A 4257-nucleotide genomic window follows, 5' to 3' on the forward strand; every position below is an offset into this window, starting at 1 on the left:
AATTCATGTTTGGTGGCGATAGCGGAGGGGTTCCACACGTACCCATCCCGAACACGACCGTTAAGCCCTCCAGCGCCGATGGTACTTGGACCGCAGGGTCCTGGGAGAGTAGGACGTCGCCAAGCAAAGATGAAAAGGATGATAATCTCATTGAGATTATCATCCTTTTTTTATGTGTTTTTAGATGGCCACCTGCTTCTAAGGTTGACAGAGGGAAGAGGCTTTGCCACACTCTAAGTGTATAATCTTTTTTATGGATGCCCAAGTATACGAGCGAGGTGACGAAGTTATGGAGATCAGACAATTACAACGTGAGGAATTTGAAGCGGCTATTGAATTATCTCAATATGCTTTTCAGTTTACAATGTCCCCGGAGGATCTGGAAAAATCCAAGAAGAAATTCAAACCAGAGCAAACATGGGGAATATTCGACGGACATGACTTGAATGCTAAACTGACTTTGTTACCGCTACAGGTATACATAAACAGTCAGGTTTTTGATATGGGGGGCATTGCTGGTGTGGCAACTTGGCCAGAAAAGCGTCGCGGAGGCATGGTGTCACGTTTGTTGACGCATGCGCTTGAAGAAATGAAGTCTGCGGGACAAAGCCTTTCTTTTCTGCATCCATTCTCCTTTGCCTTCTATCGTAAATTTGGATGGGAAACGTATATTGAATACAAAAAGTACGTCATTCCCATTGAAAAATTCCCTACAAAACTTAAAACAGAAGGTACAGTCAAACGCGATGTCAAAGATATTTCAGAACTGGACCAAGTGTATCAAGCGTATGCATCTCGTTATAATGGCACGCTGGTACGAGATAAGGAATGGTGGCAAGAGCGGATTTTAAATGAGAACTATCGAACTGCGGTATATTACTCTGAAACAGGCGATCCTCAGGGATATGCACTATACAAAATTGAAGATAAACAGTTGAATTGTGATGAGTTGGTATATGAAAATGAGACGGCTCGTCGGGCTTTATGGACTTATTTTGCAAATCATGACTCAATGATAGCCCAAGGTAAATTTAATTACGTTCCAGCAGATGACAATCTGCCATTTTTACTCGATGATCCACGAATTCAACAGGAAACTGTGCCTTATTTTATGGGTCGTATTGTGGATGCAGCTGCTTTTATAGAAAGATACCCTTTTGAACAGATTGGAGAAGAAACAAGTTTAACCTTAAATCTGACTGATCGGTATGCTCCATGGAATGATGGATTATGGAGATTAACGATTACTACGGAGGGGCAAGGACATCTGGAGAGAGTGGATATAAGCAATTTATCTGAAAACGCCATAGTAGCTGACTTGAAACTTGGGATTCAGTCACTGACGACTCTGATGCTTGGCTACCAGCAGGCTGATGATCTGTATAAATGGGGGCGTATTGAAGGCAGCAGTGAGTCTGTGTCTGCCCTTAAACGTGTAATACCGGTAAAACAAACGTTCTTATTGGATTTTTTCTGATAAAGGCCCATTTAGTTCTTCTTAGGCTCCATCTTTCAGGGAACATAACTTGTGTGGTTATCATAATTTTCAAAACTCTTTCTGTAATGGGAAGAGTTTTTTTTATGGTATTGTATAAAACATAATTAGATTGCGAAAAATGGTATTGACCCCTTGGCAAAAATGAATAATGTGCTATAATATGAATATAGTCAAAGAAAGTCAAAGTCAATCAAACCTCGTGTGATTCTATAGAAGTACTATGCTGATGGATTGGCTGTATAAGGTAATTTTGATAGCAAAGAAGTAAATGAGGATCGAAATGATTTGCGTATAGTTAGGAGCTGACTCTTATGAACATAAGAGAAGTGTATGATTAATCGCAAATAAAGGCCACACTAGAGACAAAACGGTACAATTCCAATGGATGTAGATCAGGCAATAGCCTGAATACAGCTTAGATTCGTGACTTTACCGTTTGGTTAAGTTCAATATACGGCGGACTCTGTGGAGCGTGAAATGTACTTGAATACTTGCGTTTCCGTTAGTGGAGGATGATGAAATGCGCAATGTTTCCGATATTATTGAACAATATTTGAAGAGTATATTGCTGGAAAGTCCCCAAGGTTTAGTGGAGATTCAGCGCAACGATCTGGCTGACCGCTTTTCCTGCGTGCCGTCGCAAATTAATTATGTAATTAGCACCCGGTTTACGCTGGAAAAAGGCTATGTGGTGGAAAGTAAACGCGGTGGCGGGGGCTACATTCGTATTCAGCGAATTCAGCTGCCTGCACAGCATGCCATCCATACACATCTTCATCAGAGCATCGGGGAGGAAATAAGCCAATCGGCAGCAGAAGGTCTAATTTATCAGTTAGAGGAAGCCCATTTTTTAAGCAAAAGGGAAGCTAATTTAATGAAGGCTGCTTTATCAAGGGATACATTATTACTGAAGCTTCCCTATCGTGATCAACTGCGAGCAAGATTGCTTAAGGCTATGCTGATTTCGTTGCTGGCGACCAAATAGTGTGTGGAAAGAGACTAACGTTTGGATGTAGGGATTGGTATAAATCCTGACATTGAAGGAGGTGCTTTTATGCTGTGCCAAGAATGTAATATGCGGCCGGCAACTTTGCATTTCACCAAAATTGTGAATGGCGAAAAGACAGAGTTTCATATTTGTGAGACATGTGCCAAGGAAAAAGGGGAGATGATCCCTGGAACACCTAACGGCTTTTCGATTCATAGCTTGTTGTCGGGGATGCTGGATTTTGACTCCAGTACAAAGAGCCAGTCTCCAGGCAACAGTGGCCCGCAGAACCTGCAATGCAAGGATTGTGGCATGACCTATGCACAGTTTAGTAAGCTGGGACGTTTCGGATGCCCATCGTGCTATCAATATTTTGATAGTCGTCTGGACCCTCTGTTCAAGCGTGTGCATGGCAGTACGAATCATGTTGGTAAAGTTCCGGTTCGCACTGGAGGCCGACTGAAGGTTAAACGGCAAATTGACGATTTGAAAAAAGAGATGCAACAGCATATTGTACAGGAAGAATTTGAATCAGCTGCTGAGCTTAGGGATCAAATCAGAGAGCTTGAAAAAGAAATGACTGAAGAGTAAAGTTTGTGAAGAGTAGGAGGGATGCGTAATGCCCAATATTCGATTTACGGAGAAGCCGCTAAGTGACTGGATGCGTGGTGATGCTGCGGATTCGGAGATTGTCATTAGCAGCCGGGTGAGAATTGCGCGTAACTTGCAGCATCTGCCTTTTCCCATGCTTGCTACCAATCAGCAGTCGGAAGAAGCACTTCAACGCTTGACGGATATCCTTCAGTATGATGATTTAGGCGGTTTTGGTACTTTTCATACGTTGAAAATATCCGAGTTGGATGAGATCGACAAGCAGGTGCTGGTTGAGAAGCATTTGATTAGTCCAAATTTGGCGAACGAATCTCGTAACGGTGCTGTTTTAATTAGCGATGATGAATCGGTTAGTGTTATGATAAACGAAGAGGATCATCTGCGTATCCAGTGCTTATATCCGGGATGTCAGGTTAGGGAAGCTTGGGAACGCGCTATGATTATTGATGATGCATTTGAAGCGCATGTTGATTATGCATTTGATGATCGGAGAGGTTTTCTGACCAGTTGTCCGACGAATGTTGGCACAGGTATGAGAGCTTCGGTGATGATGCATTTGCCTGCATTAGTTATGACTCATCAAATCAATCGTATATTGTCTGCTGTTTCACAGGTAGGTCTTACAGTTCGTGGCATTTACGGTGAAGGCAGCGAAGCGGTCGGAAATTTGTTTCAGGTATCTAATCAGATTACACTGGGACAAACCGAAGCGGAGATTATTGAGAATCTACATGGCGTGGTGCTACAAATTATTGAGCACGAGCGTTCTGCCAGAGAAAGGCTAATGAATGAATCTATGCTGCGAATTACAGATCGGGTGATGCGTTCATTCGGTACTTTGTCATATGCAGCAGTATTGGATTCCAAGGAGGCTGCACAGCGGCTATCCGATGTACGTCTTGGCGTAGATTTAGGGATTTTGGAGCGTCCTTCCACCGCAGCGATGAATGAGCTGAATGTGATGACACAACCCGGGTTCCTTCAAAAAAGCTTTGGGGATAAAATGAATACCGAAGAGCGCGATATGTACCGGGCGAAGCTGATCCGGCAAAAATTAGGCACAACCCTTTAATATATAGAATGATCTGAAATACACACTGTGGAGGTGCAGGATATATGATGTTTGGAAGATTTACGGAACGTGCACAGACAGTGCTTG

Annotated in this window: 4 protein-coding genes and 1 rRNA gene; all 5 read left to right on the forward strand. The window is 42.9% G+C overall.

The features are described from left to right. Positions 1 to 8: 8 nt before the first annotated feature. A 5S ribosomal RNA gene (rrf, locus tag GRP75_RS20075) occupies positions 9 to 125 on the forward strand. Positions 126 to 289: 164 nt separating this feature from the next. Then, positions 290 to 1477 (forward strand): GNAT family N-acetyltransferase, encoded by a 1188-nt coding sequence (locus GRP75_RS20080; protein WP_160790171.1) that lies wholly within the window; start codon positions 290 to 292, stop codon positions 1475 to 1477. A 541-nt stretch (positions 1478 to 2018) separates the two neighbouring features. Further along, complete coding sequence (locus tag GRP75_RS20085) at positions 2019 to 2483, forward strand: CtsR family transcriptional regulator (protein WP_013312188.1); 465 nt, start codon at positions 2019 to 2021, stop codon at positions 2481 to 2483. A 69-nt stretch (positions 2484 to 2552) separates the two neighbouring features. Then, the gene (mcsA, locus tag GRP75_RS20090; protein WP_160790172.1) at positions 2553 to 3077 is read left to right on the forward strand and encodes a protein-arginine kinase activator protein McsA; all 525 of its coding nucleotides are present in this window, start codon (positions 2553 to 2555) and stop codon (positions 3075 to 3077) included. A gap of 28 nt (positions 3078 to 3105) precedes the next feature. Further along, complete coding sequence (gene mcsB / locus GRP75_RS20095; RefSeq protein ID WP_160790173.1) at positions 3106 to 4170, forward strand: protein-arginine kinase McsB; 1065 nt, start codon at positions 3106 to 3108, stop codon at positions 4168 to 4170. The last annotated feature ends 87 nt before the right edge of the window (positions 4171 to 4257 follow it).

It is taken from the genome of Paenibacillus sp. OT2-17, assembly GCF_009827695.1.
In the GTDB taxonomy this organism is placed as follows: domain Bacteria; phylum Bacillota; class Bacilli; order Paenibacillales; family Paenibacillaceae; genus Paenibacillus; species Paenibacillus polymyxa_B.